Genomic DNA, 18,596 nt, shown 5'->3' on the forward strand with positions numbered 1-18,596 from the left:
TGAACCGAGGGCGACGGTGACGAAAATGCGGATCAGCGCAGGTCGAAGGCCAGCAGCAAGGTCCGCTGCACCGGATTGAAATTGTCGTCGGACAGGATGTAGAGCCGCGTCGCGTCGCCCCGCCGCTCGGCTGCGACGCCTTCGAAATTATCCGTCGTTCCCGGCAGCTTCAACTCAACCAGCACCGGCCCCAGCGACCCGTCCAGCGACAGGCGGCGGAGGCGGGCGCGCAGGTCGATGGGCGCGCGATAGCGGCGCTCGACCACGAACCAGCCGTCGCCCGACGGGTCGCGGTCCATGCCGGTGATGCGCCAGCCGCTGAGGGGAACCGGCGTCTGCGGCGGCGATGTCACCACCACGCAACGCGCAGGGGTGCAGTCCCACAGGCCGCCCGCCTCGCCCGCGATGCGCCATCCGTCGGCGGTGATCGACACCGCCTCCATCCCGTCATTCTCGGCGAAGTCGAAATCGGGAATGCGCAAAGCCTGCGGGTCGGGCCGAAGGGCCGACAGGGGGCCGTAATTCCACAGCCGATGGTTTCGCTCGAAACTCATCAACAGGTCGCCCTCCGGGGTCAGGGCCAGGCCTTCGGCGTCGCCGTCACGCTTGTCGGCGATGGGCTGACCGTTCTGCAGCGTCAGGCGGCGGGTGCGCAGATGGTCCAGTCCGACCAGACGCCCCTGCCCATCCAGCCGCAGGTCGGCGATGACCAGATCGCCCACGTCCGACACCATGACGACCTTGCCGTCGCCGGTCAGCTTCAAGTCCGACAGGCTGTGAACCGGCGAGGTCGGGTCGGCGATGATCGACAGCCCGCCCGCAAAGGTCACCCCCGCCGCCAGAACCGCCCCGCCCGGCAGGCCCAGACCGACGCTGCGCAACTGCACGACCGCAGGCGTCCATCCGTCCGTGACCAGAGGATAGGGTTGCGGCGGTCCCAGCGACGCTGCGCAGGCCGTCAGTGTCAGGGCCGCCCAGACCGCCGTCAGACGGCGAATCCGTTTCACGCGGCGCGCTTCCGGGACGACCGCCGCGTCGGCCCGGCGGCGGTGTCCGCCTCGAACAGTTCGGCCAGCTTCTCGGTCATGGCCCCGGCCAGCTGCTCGACGTCGACGATGGTCAGGGCCTTGCGGTACCAACGGGTCACATCATGGCCGATGCCGATGGCCAGCAGTTCGACCGGCGAGCGATCCTCGATCTCTGCGATCACCTGGCGCAGGTGCTTGTCCAGATAGAGGGCGGCGTTGGCCGACTGGGTCGAGTCATCGACCGGCGAACCATCGGAAATGACCATCAGGATGCGGCGCTGCTCGGTGCGGGCCAACAGGCGCCCGTGCGCCCATTGCAGGGCCTCGCCGTCGATGTTTTCCTTCAGCAGGCCTTCGCGCATCATCAGGCCCAGGTTCTTCTTGGCCCGCCGCCAGGGCGCGTCGGCGGCCTTGTAGATGATGTGGCGCAGGTCGTTCAGGCGGCCCGGATTGGCGGGCTTGCCCGCGCTGATCCAGGCTTCGCGGCTCTGCCCGCCCTTCCAGGCGCGCGTGGTGAAGCCCAGAATCTCGACCTTGACCCCGCACCGCTCCAGCGTCCGCGCCAGGATGTCGGCGCAGACGGCGGCGACCATGATCGGACGCCCGCGCATCGAGCCCGAGTTGTCCAGCAGCAGAGTCACCACCGTGTCGCGGAACGGGCTTTCGCTCTCGGCCTTGAACGACAGGGGGGCGGTGACGTCGGTGACGATCCGGGTCAGGCGCGCGGTGTCCAGCATCCCCTCTTCCAGATCGAAGATCCAGGATCGGTTCTGCTGGGCCAGCAGACGGCGCTGCAGTTTGTTGGCCAGGCGCGAGACCACGCTGGACAGCACCGCCAGCTGGCCGTCCAGCAGGGCGCGCAACCGGTCCAGCTCCATCGGGTCGCACAGGTCGGCGGCGTCCACCACCTCGTCATAGGCGGTGGTGAAGACGCGGTAGGCGTCCACGGCCCGGCCGTCGTCGGCGGTCTGCTGGCGGTTGGGCTGTTCGCCCTCCTGCAGTTCGGGGCCTTCGTCGGAGGCCTGGCCGTCAGGGTCGGCGGGCGCGCCTTCGGGGCGGCTCTCGCGTTCATCCTCCGAAGACTGATCGTCGGCGTCGCCCTCCATCGACTGCGAGCCTTCGCCGCCGTCCTCCTCTTCTTCCTCATCCTGATCGTCGTCAGACGCAGGATCCTGGGGGTCCGGCTCCTCGTCGCCGGGATCTTCGGACGCGTCCTCGCCGCGCCCGTCGGCGGGATCGAGGTCAAGCGCGCGCAGCACCTCGCGCAGCTTCAGGGCGAAGACGGCCTGATCACCCGCCGCAGCCGCCAGGGCGTCCAGCTTCTCGCCCGCCTTGGCCTCGATATTGGCGCGCACCAGATCCAGCATGGCCCTGGCGCCGTCCGGGGCAGGCCGTCCGGTCAGCCGTTCGCGCACCAGCAGGGCCACGGCCTCGGACACCGGCACCCGCTCCGGCTCGTTGATGCGCAGGGCGCCCGTCCGCTCCAGGCGCGTGACCAGGGCGGCGTCCAGATTGCCGCGCACCCCGGCCAGAAACTCGGACCCGACCGCCTCGACCCGCGCCTGCTCGGCGGCCTCGAACACCTCGGCGGCCTTGCTGTCGGTGGGGCGCAGCCGCCCGTCGACTGCCGGATCATGATTGGCCAGACGCAGGGCCAGCCGGTCGGCCTGACCGCGCAGCGACGCGCTTTCAGGCCCGGACGGATCGCGCGGCGGATGGGGCAGGGTCAGGACGCCGCCAACCATTTTCGGCCCGTCAGAGCCGAACACGACTTCCAGTTCCGGCTGTTCAGCCAGGGCGCGGGCGGCATGGCCCAGCGCGCGCTTGAAGGTTTCGGCGGGAGTATCCGGGGCGGCCATGCCTTCAGTTAGTCGCTAACCGCGCGCGATAAAAGCGCTCTCAGCCCTGTTTTAGAATCGGCACCCGGCGGCCGTAGGTCAGGCAGCGCCACACCCACTCCAACGGCCCCATGCTGAACCGCGCCAGCCACAGCGGCGACCAGATCAGCTGCAGCGCCCAGACGACGACAACCACGCCCCACTGCCCGACATAATCCACCTGTCCGAACAGGCGCGGTCCCCACGGCATGTAGAAGAGGGTGGTCATGATCAGGGTCTGGGTCAGATAGTTGGTGAAGGCCATCCGCCCCACCGGCCTCAACGCCGCCGTCGCCCAGTCCAGACCGCGCGTGGTCAACAGGATGATCAGGCTGGCGTAACCCAGGGTGATCAGGATCGGGAAAGCCATGGCCGCATCCGCCAGACCACCGGTCGGATGGCCGCCCGCAGGCGCCATGACCTCGATCCATTTCAGCCCGCCCAGCAGGGCCAGCACGGCGGCGCCGACAGCGGCCACAGCCAGATAGGTCCGCGTCGAGGCCTGTCCGCCAAAGAAGCCCGACTTGAACAGCCCCATGCCCAGCATCATCAGCGGGATGGTCGAAAAGACGAACACGGTCACGCTCATGCCCTGGACGAACAGCCAGGCCGACAGGTTCTGCCCCATGGCCGCGCCCCAGCCGCTGCGATAGGCGGCGATGGAGGCCTGAACGGCGGCGATGTCGAAACCGGGCGCCCCGCCCTGCATCTCATTGACCAGAGCCTCAGGGCCCGACACCGCCAACCAGGCCATGACCGCGTGCAGCCCCCCCATCACCAGCGTCGCCCCCAGGCCGATGGCGATCAGACGCCGGGCGGACATCGACCGCATCAGCATCACGAACAGACCGGACCAGGCGTAGAGCAGCAGCACGTCGCCGTACCACAAGGCCAGACCATGGATCAGGCCGATGACCGCCAGCCAGAACAGGCGCCGCCGCAACAGACGCCCGCGCGCCGCATCGCTGCGCTCGCCGCCGACCAGATACAGGGACGCCCCGAACAGCAGGGCGAACAGGGTCAGGAATTTCTGCTCGAAGAAGACCTCGACCGCCCAACGCGCCACGGCGTTGGCGCCGACCAGCGCAAACGGGCTTAGCGCAGGCTCGCCATAGGCCATGAAGGGCAATGAGAAAGCCGAGGCGTTGACCGCCAGTATGCCCAGGATCGCCAGCCCCCGCATGGCGTCCAGAGACGCGATGCGCAGACGCGGCGCGACCGGGGACAGGGCCTGAATTCCAGCTGCGTCAGACATCGGATCCCCCAAGCCTCGCCCGTTCTATTCAGGTCCTGGGCATCAATCCCAGGCGATCCTTGACCACTGGCTTGGCCTCAAACGCGATGAAGGCCGCGCATAGGCCCGCCCACAGGCCGTAGCTGATGCCGACGATGATCGACAGGGGCAGGGCGCCCACGCCGAAGATCAGCAGGGTGGTCTCTGCGGCGCCCAGGGCCTGCATGACGTTGCCCGACGCCATCGCGCCCAGCGCCGTCAGGGCCAGGGCCATGACCACCTGAAGCACCGCCGCCAGCAGTCCGCCGAACAGCATGAAGCGCCAGACCACGCCCAGGCGCGAACCCGGCCTGCCGTTGCGGCGACGCTCGACCTGCACCCGCCACAGGCCCAGCGGCGCGGCGATCAGGCCGATGACCAGCACCATCAGCCGCCAGTCCAGCTCCCAGCCCGGCATCCATGAACTGGGCGGCCAGATCGGCAGGGTCAGGATCAGCGGCGGCCAGGCGGCCCCGACCAGGGCGGCGGCGATCGCGAAGACAGAGCCCGGACGCTCGACGATCCGCGCCTGACCGGGCAGATCCTCATAGCTCTCGAACCGGCCGCTCATCGTGTCGGCACCGGGGTTTCGCCCGAATAGTCATAGAAGCCGCGCCCGCTCTTGCGGCCCAGCCACCCCGCCTCGACATATTTCACCAGCAGCGGACAGGGCCGGTATTTGCTGTCGGCCAAGCCGTCGTACAGCACGTTCATGATGGCCAGCACCACGTCCAGCCCCATGAAGTCGGCCAGCTCCAGCGGCCCCATCGGGTGATTGGCGCCCAGACGCAGGGCCTTGTCGATTGAGGCGACATTGCCGACCCCTTCATACAGGGCGAAAATCGCCTCATTCATCATCGGCACCAGGATGCGGTTGACGATGAAGGCCGGGAAATCCTCGGCGTCCGTGGTGGTCTTGCCCAGGCTCTCGGCGAAGGCGACGGCGGCGGAGTGGGTCTCGGCCGAGGTGGCGATGCCGCGGATGATCTCCACCAGCTTCATCACCGGCGCGGGCTTCATGAAGTGCAGGCCCACGAACCGGTCGGGCCGGTCCGTCGCCGAGGCCAGACGGGTGATCGAGATCGAGGAGGTGTTGGACGCCAGCAGCGTCTGCGGCCCCAGATGCGGAATGACCTGGGCGTAGACGCCCTTCTTGACCGCCTCGTCCTCCAGCGCCGCCTCGATCACCAGGTCTGCGCCCGTGACGGCGTCTGCGATGGTGGTGACGGCGGTGATGCGTTTCAGGGCCGCATCGGCGTCGGCCTGGGCGATCAGGCCGCGGCCCGTATGACGCGCCAGACTGGCCGCGATCTCGCCCTGGGCCAAGGGCAGGCGCTGGGCGTTCACGTCATAAAGCCGGACAGAATAACCGCCCAGGGACACCGCGTGGGCGATGCCTGCGCCCATCTGTCCGGCGCCGATGACGGCGACTGTGGAGATCGTGCTCATGAACCGTGGTCGAAAATGGTCGGGGCGGGCACCTTAGGAAGGTGCGAGCGCGGCGCAAGGGGCCATCGGCGCCCCAAGGTCAGATTCCGACCCGTTCGTGTCGCTGCGAACCCCGGTCCGGACCGCCGGGCGCGTCCGGCGGTTGCGTCTCAGCCCAGCATGGCGATCAGAGCGGGCGCCGCCGAGCGGTTGAACAGCACGGTCACGAACTGCAGCAGCAGGATCACCACGATGGGCGAGATGTCGATGCCGCCCAGGCTGGGGATCATGCGGCGGAACGGCTCCAGCAGCGGGCTGGTGATCCGGTCCAGGAAGGTTCCCACCGAATAGACGAAACGATTGCGGTAGTTGACCACGTCAAAGGCCACCAGCCAGCTCAGGATGGCCTGCGCGATGATGAACCAGATCATCAGACTGATGATGGTGTTGATCAGCCAGACGATGGCGTAACCCATGAAGTGTCTCCCTAGAGCGAAACCGGCTTCTAGACTGTCGCCCGCCGCCCGACAATCCAGGCGTCGTCCCTGCGCCCATTGCGCGCACAAGCCCGTTGACACCGCGCCCGCGCCCCTCTTATGTCCCGACCTCGCCTGGGGCCCGATCCAGCACTGGAAACGGGGCCGTAGCTCAGTTGGTAGAGCGCGTCGTTCGCAATGACGAGGTCAGGGGTTCGACTCCCCTCGGCTCCACCAGGCGGTCCGCAGAAATCAGATCGACCACCGTAACTCGCTCTTAAGCGCAACCGCGCCATGTTGTGCGCATGGATCGTCGTGCACTCTTGGGTCTGGCCGCTGTGGCGGCGGCTGCTGCTCCGGCCAAGGCGTCGTCGGGTGGGGCTGCGCCTGCGTCGGCGGAGACCTATTTCCGGCTGCCGGTCGTGACGGCCACCATCTTGCTGGCCAATGGTCGTAGGGGCGTGCTGTCGATCGAGACGGGCGTCGATGTTCCGGATGTGGCGCTGAGGGCGCGGGTGCAGGCGTCGGGGCCGCGATTGCGCTCGGCCTATAATGAGGCGGCCCAGAGGTTCGCCAACGGGATGCGGCCCGGAATGCCGCCCGACGTCGATCAACTTGCGGCGGCCCTGCAGGCGGCGACCAATGCCGCCTTGGGCCGGGCGGGCGCGCGGCTGCTGCTGGGCACGGTGATGGCGCTCTGACGCCGCCCCCGCTCAACCTCTACAGGAACGAATAGGGGTCCACGTCCACCGTCAGGCGGACCGAACCCGGAACCTTAACCCGCGACAGCCAGGCGCGCAGGAAGGCCTGGATGTTCACGTCCCGGTCGGCGCGCACCAGCAGCCGCTTGCGCCTGCGTCCCCGCACCAGGGCCAGAGGCGCGTCGGCGGGGCCGTAAACCTCCAGCCGCTCGGCGTTGGGAATGGCCTGGGCCAGATCATTGGACAGCTTCTCGACCGCCTGCGCATTCTCGCTGGACAGGATGATCGCCGCCAGACGGCCATAGGGCGGCAGGGACGCGGCCTCGCGCTCGGCCATCTCGGCCTCGACGAAGGCGTCGCGATCCCCGGCGGCCAGGGCCATCAGCACCGGATGTTCGGGCGTCCAGGTCTGGAGCAGGGCCCGTCCCGGCTTGTCCGCACGACCCGCCCGACCTGTCGCCTGGGCCAGCAGTTGATAGGTGCGTTCGGCCGCGCGCAGGTCGCCGCCGCGAAGCCCTAGGTCCGCGTCCACCACGCCCACAAGCGTCAGCCCGGGGAAATTATGCCCCTTGGCCGCCGCCTGGGTGGCGACCAGAATATCGATCTCGCCGTCCGTCATCCGCTGGATCAGGGCGCGAGCGGACTTGCCGTCCGGCACGGTGTCGGAGCTGAAGACGGCGGTGCGGGCCTCGGGGAACAGCTGGCGGACCTCCTCCTCGACCCGTTCGACGCCGGGGCCGACGGAGACCAGCGAATCCTCAGCCCCGCATGACGGGCACAGCTTGGGTCGCGGCATGGAGAAGCCGGTCAGATGGCAGACCAGCCGCCCGGTGTAGCGATGCTCGACCAGCCAGCTGTCGGTGTCGGGTGCGGTCAGCCGATGTCCGCAGGCCCGGCACAGGACCACGGGCGCATAGCCGCGCCGGTTCAGGAACAGCAGCACCTGCTCCTTGCGGATCAGGGTCTCGCCGATGGCTTCGCGCAGGGGCTGGGACAGCCAGGTCTGGGGACCAGGCGGGTTCTGGCGCAGGTCCAGCAGGGCGATGTCCGGCATCACCGCCACGCCGTGACGCGCGCCCAGCTTCAGCCAGGCGTAGCGCCCCTGCTGGGCGTTCCACAGGGTCTCCAGCGATGGCGTCGCCGAGGCCAGGACCACCGCCGCCCCCTCGATCCGCGCCCGCGCCACAGCCAGATCGCGGCCATGATAGACCAGGCCCTCCTCCTGTTTGAACGAGGTGTCGTGCTCTTCGTCCACGATCACCAGGCGCAGGTTGACGAAGGGCAGGAACAGGGCCGAACGGGCGCCGACGACGATGTTGCAGCGGCCTGCCGACACCGCCTCCCACACCTGACGACGGCGGGGCGGGGCGACGCCGGAATGCCATTCGGCGGGGGCGGCGCCGAAACGGGCGGCGATCCGCTCGATCAGGGCCTGGGTCAGGGCGATCTCGGGCAGCAGGATCAGGATCTGCGCCGTCGGCTCGGCGCGCAGCACCCGCGCGATGGCCTCCAGATAGGCCTCGGTCTTGCCCGAACCGGTCACCCCGTCCAGCAGAAAGGGCTTGAAGCCGCCGTCAGCCACGCCCTGGGACAGGGCCTCGGCCGCCGCCGCCTGATCGCTGTTCAAAGTGGCGGGGGCATGGTCGGGATCGGGAGCGTCGAAGGCCGCCTCCGCCGTGATCTCGACCGTCTCCAGCACCCCCTCGTCGACCAGTCCCTTGATGACGCCGGAGGACACCGCGGCGGCGCGGGCCAGATCGGCAGGCGTCAGGGTCTGTGCGCCCAGGGCCTCCAGCACCGCCAGACGGGCCGGCGTGGCGCGAAGAGGCTGACGGCGCTCCACCCGGCGCACCCGGCGTTCAGGTCGCGGACGCGGCGCCCGCAGCCCCTTCAGGGCCGTCGCCGCCATCTCGCCCGGCGGCGACAGGGTCCACCGTGCAGCCCATTCGACAAAGTCCACCACGCGCGGCGGCAGGGGCGGATCATCCAGACGCGCGTCCACCGCCTTCAGCCGCCGGTTCGATCCGGTCGTCTCGAACACCTCGGCGACCACGCCGCGCACCAGGCGCGGGCCGAGCGGCGCCGCCACCTGATCGCCGCGCGTCAGGTTCAGCCCCTCGGGGACTTCATAATCGAAGGCCTCCGGCACCGGCAGGGGAATGAGGACCGAGGCGACTTTCACCGAACGGCGCCCTCGGCTATGAAGCCGGACATGAAACTCTTTCTCGACACCGCCGACATCGCCTCCATCAAGGAACTGCTGCCCACGGGCATGGTCGATGGGGTCACCACCAATCCGTCGCTGATCGCCAAGTCGGGTCGGAACATCGCCGAGGTCATTGCTGAGATTTGCGCGCTCGTCGAGGGGCCGATCTCTGCAGAGGCCGTCGCGACCGATTTCGAGACCATGGTCAAGGAAGGCGACAAGCTGGCCGCCATCGCCCCGAACGTCGTGGTGAAGCTGCCCCTGACCTGGGACGGGCTGCGGGCCTGCCGCGTGTTTTCGGACAAGGGGATCAAGACCAACGTCACCCTGTGCTTCTCGGCGGCCCAGGCCATGCTGGCGGCCAAGGCGGGCGCGACCTTCGTGTCGCCCTTCGTCGGTCGTCTGGAGGACAATGGCGCGGACGGCATCGCCCTGCTGGAGGAAATCCGCGTCCTGTATGACGTGCATGGCTTCGAGACGGAAATCCTGGCCGCGTCGCTGCGCAATGTCGCCCATGTGACCGCCGCCGCCGTCGCCGGATCGGACGCCGCCACCTTCGGCGCGGACACTTTCAAGGCCCTGGTAAAGCACCCGTTAACCGACAAGGGGCTTGATGCCTTCCTGGCGGACTGGGGCAAGACCGGCCAGTCGATTCTGTAACATCGCGTTCTCGGAGAGGTCTCTTGAGCGATTCATTGGGCCTCTTTGAAACGTCGGAAACGGACGCAACCCCGCATCTGGGCGACAATCTGCATTGGCCCGAGGTGCGCGGCTGGTTGCAGACCCATCCCCAGACCCTGCTGGACGACCGGTCCCTGCTGGAGGAGATCGGTCTGCGTCCGCATGGCCGCAATGTCGTGGATTTCGGCGCCGCCGCCCTGACCCGGCTCGAAGCTGTGGTCGAGCGCGAGACGGGCGCCCGGCGCGAGGTCGAGACCATCGCCCGCGCCAATTTCGCCGCCCAGACCCAGACCCATGTCGCCACCCTGGACCTGATGGAGGCGCGCAACCATTCCGACCTGGCCCGTCGGCTGGACGGGGCGGCCCAGGGTCGGTTCGGCCTGGCAGGCGCCGCCATCGCCATGGAGAAGCCCGGCGGCGTGCCGTTCGGCTGGCGCGCGCTGGAAGAAGGCGACGTCGACAATCTGCTGGGCGAACACGGCCTGATCTGGCTTGGCCCGATGATCGAGGGGCTGAACTTCTTCGGCGCCGTCGAGGATCAGGTGAAGTCCATCGCCCTGGTCCGCATGGCCCCGCATCTGACGCCGGGCGAACCGCCGCGCCCCTGCATCTGCGCCTTCGGCTCGCCCGAAGAAGACGGCTTCACCCCCAATATGGGCTGCGAACTGGCGGCCTTCCTGGCGCGGGTGACCGAACGGATGGCTGAGCGATGGCCGGTGCTGGTCTGACCGTCGGCAAGTCATTCACCGTCACCCTCGGGCTTGACCCGAGGACCGGATGCGCCGTCGCAAATGCGGAAGGCCTAGCGCACAAGCCCCAAGGTTCGTCTCGCTCCTCGCCCGATCCTCGGGTCAAGCCCGAGAATGACGGATGGAGAATGGGCCAATGACCGCCTCCGACGCCCTCATGGCCTGGCTGGAGCATCTGGCGCATGAGCGGCGGCTGTCGCCCCGGACGCTGGAGGCCTATGGCCATATCGGGCGGCTCTATGTCGCCTTTCTGGAGCGTCATCGCGGCGAGACCCTGTCGCTGAAGGCCATGGGAACCATCACCGCCGCCGAGGTCCGCGCCCATATGGCCGAGCGACGCCAAGGTTCAAAGGAGGCCGGGGATCATCCTCTCGGCGCGCGGTCGCTAAGCCAGAGCCTGTCGGCCATTCGCGGATTTCACGCCTTTCTGGACCGGCGGATGGACACGCCCGCCCCGCAGTTGGCCCTGGTGCGCGGTCCGCGCGTCAAGCCGTCCCTGCCCCGTCCGGTGACCGAAGATCAGGCGCGCGGCCTCTTGGCCGAACCGGACGCCGATCCCGACGCCGAACCGTGGGAGGCTGCGCGCGACCGGGCCGTCCTGACCCTGCTGTACGGCTGCGGCCTGCGGATATCAGAGGCCCTGAGCCTGACCCGCGCCGACGCCCCGCTAGGTGAGACGGTGCGCATCATCGGCAAGGGATCGAAGACCCGGATCGTGCCGGTCCTGCCCGCCGTGCGCGAAGCGGTGGACACCTATCTGGCGCTGCAGCCTTTCCCGCTTCAGCCGAGCGACGCCCTGTTCCGCGCCCGACGCGGCGGACCGCTCAGCCCCCGTCACGTTCAGGCCAGCGTCCAGAGGCTGCGCGGACGGCTGGGGCTGCCGGAGCGCACCACGCCCCACGCCCTGCGCCACAGTTTCGCGACCCATCTGCTAGGGGCAGGCGCCGACCTGCGGTCGATCCAGGAGCTTCTCGGCCACGCCAGTCTGTCGACGACCCAGAAATACACCGGCGTCGACGCCGATAGACTTTTGAACGCCTATGCGGCGGCCCACCCCCGCGCCTAGATTGGGCGCATGAGCCACGACATTCTCGCCATCGGCCTGCCCGGCCTCGCCGATGATCTTCTGACCCGCCGCGCCCCGTCGCTGGGCTGGACCGTGCATCGTCCCGGCCCGGATGGCCTGCCCCCGCCGCAGGCGGCCGAACGCATCACCGCCATAGCCGCCGCCGGATCGTCGCCTGTCGACGCCCGGCTGATCGACGCCTTGCCGAACCTGAAGATCATCTCGGTCCATGCCGTCGGCTATGATCTGGTCGATCTGGCCCACGCCCGGTCGCGCGGGATCGTGGTCACCCATACGCCGGATGTGCTGAACGACGATGTGGCGGACATGGCCCTGCTGCTGACGCTGGCGACCCTGCGACGCCTGCCCGCGATGGACGCCTATGTCCGCGCCGGACGCTGGGCTGAGGAAGGGCCGCCGCCCCTGTCGCGCACCGCCAGCGGCCTGCGCTACGGCCTGTTGGGTCTGGGTCGGATCGGTCAGGCCATCGCCAGCCGTCTGGCCCCCTTCGCCGGAAAGATCGCCTATCACACCCGCAACCCCGTCGCGGGCGCGCCGTGGCGGCATGAACCCCGGCTGGTCGATCTGGCCGCCTCGGTCGATGTGCTGATCGTCATCGTGCCGGGCGGCACCGCGACGCGCGGCCTGGTCTCGGCTGAGGTTCTGGAAGCGCTTGGCCCCACCGGGGTCCTGATCAATGTCGCGCGCGGCGAGGTGGTGGATCAGACGGCGCTGGTCGAGGCCCTGACCCACGGCCGTCTGGGCGGCGCAGGGCTGGACGTCTTCGCCGACGAACCCAATGTGCCGCAGGCCTTGATCGACAGCGACCGCTGCGTCCTTGCGCCCCACGTCGCCTCGGCCACCGTCGAGACCCGCACAGCCATGGCCGAACGGATGATCGCCAATCTGCAGGCCGTCTTCGCCGGCAAGCCGCCCGTTTCGCCGGTTCCTGACTGAGCCTTAGCGGTTAAGCTGAACTGGCGCCTCCGACGCACGCTCGCCGATCACCCGGCCCAGGGCGCGCGGCTGATCCGGAACAGCGTAGCTGATCGGCGACGGGCAGTTGTTTTGATCGCGACGATCCAGAAGCATGTATTTTCGGACCCGCCCGTCCGCAGTCTGTGCGCCATCGAAACGTAGGGTCGATGGCCCAGACCCCGCCGATGCCGACGGCTGGAAATCGACCGAAACGATCCCATCACCACAGGCCTCAGGAACCCGGTTCATAACGGAAGCGATAGGCGATTGACTGACGATAGGCGGCGATGGCGGCGACGAAACAGCCAACTGGCCGGACAGGGCAAGCGCGAGAAGGGTCAGCATGGGCAGCCTCCTGTGGTGGACCAAGACTACTGCCGCAACTCAGGATTGGCCAGCCGCACGATGTCCGTTCTTTTTCTTCAGGATGACGAGCAGGCTCGGCTTTTCCGTCATCAGTGAAGGTCTATAGTTCGTCACGGCCCGCTGGGGCTTGAGGAGGACAGGCGTTTGCGCCCGCCAGTTCACGATCCGACGCCGCCGACCGCATCGCGACGCGATGCGCTGGGCCTCTTGGCCTCAACCCCCTTTCTGGCCGCCGCCCAGGATCAGTCCTCACCCTCCGAAGAAGTGCGGCTGCTGCAGAACCTGCTGACCCGGATGGGGGTCGAGGTCCGGTTGGAGGGCGACAGTCCGCGTCTGTTCTTCATCGACACCGGCGCCGAGGCCAGCGCCGTCTCCGTTGAACTGGCCCAGAGCCTGGGCCTGCCGCCCGGCCCTTCGGTCAATGTGCACGGGGTCACCGCCGCCGAGATCACGCCGACGGTGCGGGTCGCCCGGATCGACATCGGACGCCAGAGTTTCACCGACCTGACCCTTCCGGTCTTTCCCCGCAGTCTTCTGGGCGCCGACGGCCTGCTGGGGCTGGACCTGCTGTCGCGGTTCCGCCTGACCCTGGACATGAGCGCGCGGCGGGTGACCCTTTCACAGTCGGGCTCCCGCGACGCCCCTGTCCTACGCGACGCCCAGGCCAGCTACAGCCTGCGGCAGCGAGAGGTCGTCGTCACCGGGCGCCGGGGCCAATCCGGTCAGTTGATCCTGACCCGGGTCGAAGCGGATGGCGTCGACGTGTCCGCCTTCATCGACAGCGGGGCGCAGTATTCCATCGGCAACCTGGCCCTCATGCGGGCGGTCGGGGTCAGCCAGTCCAATGACGCCGCCCGCATGGTCCGTCTGCTCGGCATTGTCGGCGGCGGGGTCACGGCCCAGACGGGAACCGTGCGGTCGCTGAAGGTGGCGGGCCGGTCGCTGGGTCCGACGCCCCTGCTGTTCGCCGACCTGCACGCCTTTCGCATCATGAACCTGATCGAGCAGCCGGCCCTGCTGCTGGGCGGCGACCTCCTGACCCGGTTCAGCCGCATCAGCCTGGACTACGGCCGCAACCGCGTGACCTTCGGCGGCCTGCTTCGCCGCCCTGCGCCCAGACCCGAGGTCAGATCGCCTTGATCGCCCCGCCGTCCAGACGGATCAGCGAGCCGGTGACATAGGCGGCCAACGGGCTGGCCAGGAAGGCGGCGGTGGCGCCGAACTCCTCGGTCGTGCCGATGCGGCCGACGGGAATGGATTTCACCGATTCCGCGCGAGCCTCCGCAGGGGTCACGCCGGTGCGTTCGGCGGCGGACTTGTCCAGGCTCTGGATGCGCGGGGTGTCGATGCGGCCTGGCAGCAGGGTGTTGACCGTCACCCCGTCGGGGCCGACCTCATTGGCCAGGGTCTTGGCCCAGGCCGCGACCGAGGCCCGCAGGGTGTTGGACACGCCCAGCGCCGCCGACGGCTCCACCACCGTGATCGAGGCGACGTTCAGAATGCGGCCCCATCCCGCCGCCCGCATGCGAGGCAGCACCCGGTCCGTCAGGCGGAAGACCGACAGCACCATGGATTCGAAATGATCGCGCCATACCGACGGCTCCAGGTTCGACACGCCCGACGGCGGCGGTCCGCCCGTATTGTTCAGCAGGATCTCGATATGGCCGCCCAGCAGCTCCTCAGCCAGGTCGGCGGCTTTGAGCAGGGCCTCGTGATCGGACAGATCGGCGGTGACCGCCACCGCCTTGCCGGGACCTGCGGCATTCAGTTCGTCGGCGACCGCCTGAAGCTTGGCCGCATCGCGCGACAGCAGGGCGACATGGGCGCCTTCCGCGACCAGCGCCGTCGCCACCGCCCGGCCCAGACCCGAGGATCCGCCGCAGATCAGGGCGCGTTTTCCGGTCAGTTTCAGGTCCATGTCGATCTCCTTGCTGGGCGTCGCCTTCCATATCGGCGCTGAAGCGCGATCCGCAACGCGTCGTTAACCGACAAAGCGCACCCTTCGTCGCCTATGGCCTTCGCGACAGGCCGGGAGGGGCCGTCATGTCGACCAAGATGACTTCGAGCACACGCCGCTACAGCGACCATTTCGAACCGCAGGACACCGACCCGCAGGAGCAGCGCCGCCTGCGCGGCCAGCTGGAGCAGATCGACTACGCCGCCTATGTCGCCAACCGCGAGATCATCGGCCAGAGCCTGAACGGCCTGGACGCCGCGGCGATGCAGAAACTGGCGGTGCTGACGGCGACGGCGCGGGCCAAATGGGCGGCGGAGGCGCTGCGCCTGGCCCATTCAGGATCGCCGGTCACGCCCGACCAGGCCGCTCGCCTGACGGCCGCACGCACCGCCTTTGAGGAATTGGTCGAGGTCTATGACGCCCTGCGGCGCATGGTTGAGCGCGGATATGTCAGTCTGAAGGCCTGATCGACCCACATATAAGGATTTCCTTATATGTTTATTGCTCCAGGAAGCCTGTCGGGTTAAGGAGGGCTCAAATCCCTCGTTCGACCCCATTCGGCCCCATCCGGCCAGGAGCCTGACCATGACCGACTATATTGTTCGCGACATCACCCTGGCCGACTGGGGCAATAAGGAAATCGCGATCGCCGAAACCGAAATGCCGGGCCTGATGGCGCTGCGCGACGAATTCGGCGCCAGCCAGCCGCTGAAGGGCGCCCGCATCGCCGGTTCGCTGCACATGACCATCCAGACGGCGGTCCTGATCCAGACGCTGGAAGCCCTGGGCGCCGAAGTGCGCTGGGCCTCGTGCAACATCTTCTCGACCCAGGACCACGCCGCCGCCGCCATCGCGGCCAACGGCACCCCGGTCTTCGCCACCAAGGGCGAGACGCTGGTGGAATACTGGGACTATGCGCACAAGATCTTCGAATGGGCTGACGGCGGCTATCCGAACCTGATCCTGGACGACGGCGGCGACGCCACCCTGCTGACCGTTCTGGGTCCCAAGGCCGAGAAGGACATCTCGGTCCTGGCCAACCCGCAGAACGAAGAAGAAGAAGCCCTGTTCGCGGTGATGAAGCGCTACATCGCCGAAAAGCCCGGCTTCTATTCGGCCATCCGCGACGCCATCGGCGGCGTGTCGGAAGAAACCACCACAGGCGTGCACCGCCTGTACCAGATGGCCGAAAAGGGCGAGCTGCCCTTCCCCGCCATCAACGTCAACGACAGCGTCACCAAGTCGAAGTTCGACAACCTGTACGGCTGCCGTGAGAGCCTGGTCGACGCCATCCGTCGCGGCACCGACGTCATGCTGTCGGGCAAGGTCGCCGTGGTCTGCGGTTACGGCGACGTGGGCAAGGGCTCGGCCGCTTCGCTGCGTCAGGGCGGCGCCCGCGTGATCGTCACCGAAATCGACCCGATCTGCGCCCTGCAGGCCGCGATGGAAGGCTATGAGGTCCAGACCCTGGACGACGCCGCCGACCGCGCCGACATCTATGTCACGACGACGGGCAACAAGGACGTCATCACGGTCGAGCACATGCGCCGGATGAAGAACAACGCCATCGTCTGCAACATCGGCCATTTCGACAGTGAAATTCAGGTCGCGGGCCTGAAGAACTTCAAGTGGGACGAGATCAAGCCGCAGGTCCACCACGTCGAATTCCCGGACGGCAAGAAGATCATCCTGCTGTCGGAAGGCCGTCTGGTGAACCTGGGCAACGCCACGGGCCACCCGTCCTTCGTGATGTCGGCGTCCTTCACCAACCAGACCCTGGCCCAGATCGAACTGTGGACCAACGCCGCCAAGTACGAGAACAAGGTCTACACCCTGCCCAAGCACCTTGACGAGAAGGTCGCCTTCCTGCACCTGGCCAAGCTGGGCGCCAAGCTGACCGTCCTGACCAAGGATCAGGCCGACTATATCAACGTGCCGCAAGAAGGCCCGTTCAAGGCGGATCACTACCGTTACTAAGCTCTCCCCGAGGCCGGTCCCCGCTTGCAGGGGGCCAAAATGACGAGGGCGTCTTACGACGTCCTCGTCGTCGGGGCTGGCGCCGCCGGCATGATGTGCGCCATCGAGGCGGGACGGCGCGGACGCCGGGTCCTGGTCGTCGATCACGCCGACCGACCGGGCGAAAAGATCCGCATCTCCGGCGGCGGCCGTTGCAACTTCACCAATCTGGGCTGCGGTCCGGCGAACTTCCTGGGCGAGAACCCCCGGTTCGCCACCTCGGCCCTGCGCCGCTACACCCAGCACGATTTCATCAAGCGCATCGATAGGGCCGGGATCGCCTGGCACGAAAAGACGCTGGGCCAACTGTTCTGCGACGACAGCGCCAAGCAGATCATCCGCATGCTGACGGATGACATGGCGGCGGCCGGCGTCAGCCTGAAAATGAAGACCGGCGTGGACCGTCTGGCCCGCAGCGGCGACGGCTTCACGGCCCATCTGTCCGACGGATCACAGGTCACGGCGGCGTCTCTGGTCGTGGCGACGGGCGGCAAGTCGATCCCCAAGATGGGCGCGACCGGCTGGGCCTATGAGGTCGCGCGCCAGTTCGACATCCGCGTCACCGACACCCGCCCCGCCCTGGTGCCCCTGACCTTCGAGGCCGGTCTGCTGGAGACGCTGACGCCGCTGGCGGGCGTGGCGGTGGACGCCGTCGTCGCCTCCGCCCCCGAAACCAAGGCCGAGGCCAGGACGCGCAAGGCCAGCTTCACCGAGGCCATGCTGTTCACCCACCGCGGCCTCAGCGGCCCGGCCATCCTGCAGATCAGCTCCTACTGGCGCGAGGGCGAGGCCATCGTCGCCTCGATGGCGCCGGGGCGGAACATCTTCGACGAACTGAAGGCGGCCAAGGCGGCGAACGGGCGTCAGGCGATCCACACGGCGCTCGGCCACATCATCCCCCGTCGTCTGGCCGAAAGCCTGTGCGAACGCGAAGGGGCGGCGGGCAATCTGGCGGACCTGTCCGACAAGGTGCTGCGTCGTCTGGATCAGGCGGTGAACGCCTGGAGCGTCAAACCCGTGGGATCAGAGGGCTACCGCACCGCCGAGGTCACCCTGGGCGGCGTCGATACGGCGGCCCTGGACCAGCAGACGATGCAGGCCAGGGCGGTTCCGGGCCTCTATTTCATCGGCGAAGCGGTCGATGTGACCGGCTGGCTGGGCGGCTATAATTTCCAGTGGGCCTGGTCGTCCGGCTGGGCTGCAGGCCAGAACGCCTGATCTGAAACCGCATAACGCCCCCTGCGGCCCCGCGACGCATGGCGGGGGCCAGGGGGCCTCCCTAGCTTGAAGAGGCGGGACGGGCCCCTCTGGCGCCGCTCCGGTTCGGCGCCCCTGTTCTTCCTCAGCCGGATCGAGCGATGCGATGTCGGACCGCACGGGTGCGTCGGTGCGTGGATCATTTCCCCCTCAGGATTCCATGCATCGACCCCCGTTTCCTCTGGAAACCCATGGAGCCCACATGCCCCTGTTGATGTGCCCGAACGACAACGCCGCCATGCAGACGCTGGAGCGTAACGGCGTCCAGTTCGACATGTGCCCGACCTGCCGCGGGGTCTGGCTGGATCGCGGCGAGTTGGAAAAGCTGATGGCCGCCGCCGTCGAAGAAGGCCGCGCCTCTGCGCCCCTTGCCGCCCCCCAACCCCACCATCAGGCCCCGCCCCAGCCGTGGAGCGCGCCGCATCAGCCGCGTCGTGATGACAGACGCCACGACGATCACCGCCGCGACGACGACTATCGCTATAAGAAGAAGAAACGCGACAGCATCTTCGACATCTTCGACTGAGCCGTCAGGCG

General features: G+C 68.1%; 19 protein-coding genes and 1 tRNA gene. 11 read left to right on the plus strand and 9 right to left on the minus strand.

All coding sequences use genetic code 11. The features are described from left to right. Positions 1-32: 32 nt before the first annotated feature. From JKF87_RS06080 to JKF87_RS06105, 6 genes are all read right to left on the minus strand, one after another. Complete coding sequence (locus JKF87_RS06080) at positions 33-1,007, minus strand: esterase-like activity of phytase family protein (RefSeq protein ID WP_201098348.1); 975 nt, start codon at positions 1,005-1,007, stop codon at positions 33-35. Then, positions 1,004-2,887, minus strand: coding sequence for a cobaltochelatase subunit CobT (gene cobT / locus JKF87_RS06085; protein WP_201098350.1), 1,884 nt, complete (start codon positions 2,885-2,887; stop codon positions 1,004-1,006). Before cobT ends, JKF87_RS06080 begins: the two co-directional genes overlap by 4 nt. Positions 2,888-2,927: 40 nt before the next feature. Beyond that, positions 2,928-4,160, minus strand: a complete 1,233-nt coding sequence (locus JKF87_RS06090; RefSeq protein WP_201098352.1) for a DUF418 domain-containing protein — start codon at positions 4,158-4,160, stop codon at positions 2,928-2,930. Positions 4,161-4,188: 28 nt separating this feature from the next. Beyond that, positions 4,189-4,749 (minus strand): phthalate transporter, encoded by a 561-nt coding sequence (locus JKF87_RS06095; RefSeq protein WP_201098354.1) that lies wholly within the window; start codon positions 4,747-4,749, stop codon positions 4,189-4,191. After that, positions 4,746-5,627, minus strand: coding sequence for a 3-hydroxybutyryl-CoA dehydrogenase (locus JKF87_RS06100; RefSeq protein WP_201098356.1), 882 nt, complete (start codon positions 5,625-5,627; stop codon positions 4,746-4,748). The genes JKF87_RS06095 and JKF87_RS06100 overlap by 4 nt, the downstream gene beginning before the upstream one ends. A gap of 149 nt (positions 5,628-5,776) precedes the next feature. After that, positions 5,777-6,082 carry a YggT family protein gene (locus JKF87_RS06105; RefSeq protein WP_201098358.1) on the minus strand — a complete coding sequence of 102 codons (306 nt, stop codon included), beginning with the start codon at positions 6,080-6,082 and terminating at the stop codon, positions 5,777-5,779. 161 nt (positions 6,083-6,243) lie between these two features. Here JKF87_RS06105 and JKF87_RS06110 point away from each other — a divergent pair. Then, positions 6,244-6,319 (plus strand) — tRNA-Ala (locus JKF87_RS06110). 68 nt (positions 6,320-6,387) lie between these two features. Beyond that, entirely contained in the window at positions 6,388-6,783 is a 396-nt protein-coding gene (locus JKF87_RS06115; protein WP_201098360.1) for a Tat pathway signal protein, read from the plus strand. Between the two features lie 19 nt (positions 6,784-6,802). Here the strand turns inward: JKF87_RS06115 and JKF87_RS06120 are convergent, their stop codons facing one another. Beyond that, complete coding sequence (locus JKF87_RS06120) at positions 6,803-8,965, minus strand: primosomal protein N' (protein ID WP_201098362.1); 2,163 nt, start codon at positions 8,963-8,965, stop codon at positions 6,803-6,805. A 30-nt stretch (positions 8,966-8,995) separates the two neighbouring features. On the opposite strand from JKF87_RS06120, the gene fsa reads away from it, so the two are divergent. From fsa to JKF87_RS06140, 4 genes are all read left to right on the plus strand, one after another. Beyond that, a complete protein-coding gene (fsa, locus tag JKF87_RS06125) occupies positions 8,996-9,649 on the plus strand; it encodes a fructose-6-phosphate aldolase (RefSeq protein WP_201098364.1) in 654 nt (217 codons plus the stop codon). 35 nt (positions 9,650-9,684) lie between these two features. Then, complete coding sequence (locus tag JKF87_RS06130) at positions 9,685-10,398, plus strand: DUF484 family protein (protein ID WP_201098897.1); 714 nt, start codon at positions 9,685-9,687, stop codon at positions 10,396-10,398. 157 nt (positions 10,399-10,555) lie between these two features. After that, positions 10,556-11,485 (plus strand): tyrosine recombinase XerC, encoded by a 930-nt coding sequence (locus tag JKF87_RS06135; RefSeq protein WP_201098367.1) that lies wholly within the window; start codon positions 10,556-10,558, stop codon positions 11,483-11,485. A 9-nt stretch (positions 11,486-11,494) separates the two neighbouring features. Continuing rightward, the gene (locus tag JKF87_RS06140; RefSeq protein ID WP_201098369.1) at positions 11,495-12,442 is read left to right on the plus strand and encodes a 2-hydroxyacid dehydrogenase; all 948 of its coding nucleotides are present in this window, start codon (positions 11,495-11,497) and stop codon (positions 12,440-12,442) included. Positions 12,443-12,445: 3 nt separating this feature from the next. On the opposite strand, the gene JKF87_RS06145 is transcribed toward JKF87_RS06140, so the two are convergent. After that, positions 12,446-12,808, minus strand: a complete 363-nt coding sequence (locus JKF87_RS06145) for a hypothetical protein (RefSeq protein WP_201098371.1) — start codon at positions 12,806-12,808, stop codon at positions 12,446-12,448. A 165-nt stretch (positions 12,809-12,973) separates the two neighbouring features. Here JKF87_RS06145 and JKF87_RS06150 point away from each other — a divergent pair, with 165 nt between their 5' ends. Then, complete coding sequence (locus JKF87_RS06150) at positions 12,974-13,969, plus strand: pepsin/retropepsin-like aspartic protease family protein (protein WP_201098373.1); 996 nt, start codon at positions 12,974-12,976, stop codon at positions 13,967-13,969. Here the strand turns inward: JKF87_RS06150 and JKF87_RS06155 are convergent. Then, entirely contained in the window at positions 13,956-14,747 is a 792-nt protein-coding gene (locus JKF87_RS06155) for an SDR family oxidoreductase (RefSeq protein WP_201098375.1), read from the minus strand. The two genes, JKF87_RS06150 and JKF87_RS06155, sit on opposite strands and share 14 nt — an antisense overlap. A gap of 125 nt (positions 14,748-14,872) precedes the next feature. On the opposite strand from JKF87_RS06155, the gene JKF87_RS06160 reads away from it, so the two are divergent. The 4 genes from JKF87_RS06160 to JKF87_RS06175 all read left to right on the plus strand — a co-directional run bounded on the left by JKF87_RS06160 (position 14,873) and on the right by JKF87_RS06175 (position 18,585). Then, complete coding sequence (locus JKF87_RS06160) at positions 14,873-15,253, plus strand: hypothetical protein (protein ID WP_201098377.1); 381 nt, start codon at positions 14,873-14,875, stop codon at positions 15,251-15,253. A gap of 118 nt (positions 15,254-15,371) precedes the next feature. After that, entirely contained in the window at positions 15,372-16,763 is a 1,392-nt protein-coding gene (ahcY, locus tag JKF87_RS06165) for an adenosylhomocysteinase (RefSeq protein WP_201098379.1), read from the plus strand. Between the two features lie 39 nt (positions 16,764-16,802). Beyond that, positions 16,803-18,020: a BaiN/RdsA family NAD(P)/FAD-dependent oxidoreductase gene (locus JKF87_RS06170; protein ID WP_201098381.1), complete on the plus strand. Its 1,218-nt coding sequence runs from the start codon at positions 16,803-16,805 to the stop codon at positions 18,018-18,020. A gap of 241 nt (positions 18,021-18,261) precedes the next feature. Beyond that, complete coding sequence (locus tag JKF87_RS06175) at positions 18,262-18,585, plus strand: TFIIB-type zinc ribbon-containing protein (protein WP_201098382.1); 324 nt, start codon at positions 18,262-18,264, stop codon at positions 18,583-18,585. The last annotated feature ends 11 nt before the right edge of the window (positions 18,586-18,596 follow it).

Source organism: Brevundimonas nasdae (assembly GCF_016654005.1).
In the GTDB taxonomy this organism is placed as follows: Bacteria; Pseudomonadota; Alphaproteobacteria; order Caulobacterales; family Caulobacteraceae; genus Brevundimonas; species Brevundimonas nasdae.